This is a genomic window from Bacillus sp. JJ1503 (assembly GCF_036965125.1).
GTDB lineage: Bacteria > Bacillota > Bacilli > Bacillales > Cytobacillaceae > Cytobacillus.
The window spans coordinates 1-1,710 of record NZ_JBALOZ010000142.1; the positions used below are offsets into that span (position 1 = coordinate 1).

The 1,710-nt window shown below is 33.8% G+C and carries 2 protein-coding genes; both read left to right on the plus strand.

Going from position 1 to position 1,710, the window contains the following annotated elements; genetic code table 11:
• Positions 1-2 precede the first annotated feature (2 nt).
• Positions 3-260 carry a hypothetical protein gene (locus V7149_RS12345; protein WP_335345929.1) on the plus strand — a complete coding sequence of 86 codons (258 nt, stop codon included), beginning with the start codon at positions 3-5 and terminating at the stop codon, positions 258-260.
• 205 nt (positions 261-465) lie between these two features.
• Entirely contained in the window at positions 466-1,503 is a 1,038-nt protein-coding gene (locus V7149_RS12350; RefSeq protein ID WP_335345930.1) for a DUF1835 domain-containing protein, read from the plus strand.
• Positions 1,504-1,710: the final 207 nt, after the last annotated feature.

Below are 1,710 nucleotides of genomic sequence, written 5' to 3' on the forward strand. Positions count from 1 at the left end.
CAATAGTAGCAACTTTTATAAATCTTTATATGTATAAAGTAGGAAAGGATTATAAGCTTGCTATGGCGATGGGATTATCATTTACAGCATTAACACTTTGTGCAGAATACAGTCTTGTATCGGTGTGGGTAGAAGTGGAAGATTGGGCAGCTTTAATGGATGTAGTACCTGGTATGGAAAGGGCATTATGGTTTTTGACAATTGTTTCTATCTTACTAAATATAGCACCTATACTTTTAGAACGAAAAGGTAAGAAATAATGACTTATTGTCACATCATTTATATAATATGCAATTAATGTGTAAGTCTTTATGTATAACTAACGGGTAGCGATAGCTTAACAAAGCTGTCGCTTCTTCTACTATTGAAGCAGTTTACTTGAACAAGGCTATACAAAAAATTCTTACTTTTACGCTCAGTTATTAACATAATGAGCTATCATTAAGAGAAAAAAGGAGAGGGAAAATGGAGAATATAAATCAATTAAAACAAGCTATTTCAAAACTTGATGAACGTGAGGCAAAGGCTCTTCTAAATTTAATATTTATACGTGCTGAACAATATGAAGAAGATGGAATGATTAGAATTCTACAATCAATGAAGAAATCATTGATTAAAGTTTCGAGTAATGAAGAGAAAATAGAACATCGACAAACGGTACTTATTGTATTTGGAGATTCGCCCGCAGGTAGCTTAAAATTTGCATTTCGCAATACTCCATACGCAAAAACAGAAGAAATCATTGTATTGCCTCATATTTTATCAGTTGGTCCAATAGAATTACTACATACAAAAAAGGGGATAGAAAATCGTTTTCAATGGTTTAAGGAACACTATCGCGATGACTTCAATGATCTTGAAGAATATAAACAGGGTTTGTTAAAGGCAATAGAGAAAATAAAAGGAATAACACCTTATCAACAGATAATTATTTGGACATGTGAGAACGCCGCTGAGCAAATAGGACTGCGTATTGTCCTTTATTTATTACAGAATAAAGTAAATGAAGTGTTCGAACTCAACACATTTAAAGCATTTCATGAGCTCTATACATACCCTATGCTAGAAGAGGAACAGTATCCTCGTACATCTGGAGAACTAGCTCCAGAAAAACTGCTTCAATTTTATGAGCAATTTGAGCTTAGACCGATGAATTGTGCAAAACGTCATGCTCTTCTTGACGAAGGGCGTAATTTACTGTTGAGTGAAAGTCTTTTGAGAACTTGGGAGAATGAAGAGCTTTGGCATTCAGATGTCGAACGAGATGATGATTCTATAATTCAATGTGCAAAGAAATTACATAAAGAACAAGGTAAGCATGATTATATGAAAGCGGCACGTTTGATTGGTGAAGTTATTGGTCATATGCAGCAATACACTGGAGATCAATGGATAGAATATCGACTCCGTGATTTAATTGCAAAAGAAATCTTTGCATATCGAGGGGATTTAAGTGCAATGCGACTATATGAAGTGAAATTGAAAGAAGAGTTACTCTACTAAACTTTGTGAAGGATTGTACTTAAATTAACGGGTGGATAACTAAAAAAGGAGGGGAATCTGGAATGGAATTCAAATTTGGTAACGGTGCTATTGTTCTACCTCCATTACACATAACAATAATCGCAATAATAATTATTTTCTTTTTGTTAAGGTGGAGCAGGCAATTAGAAACACGACGGTTTACAGTATTCTTTTATTTTCTAATTA

Coding starts and splice junctions, on each gene's coding strand:
- V7149_RS12350 (WP_335345930.1), top strand. CDS start 466: ATGGAGAATATAAATCAATTAAAACAAGCTATTTCAAAACTTGATGAA.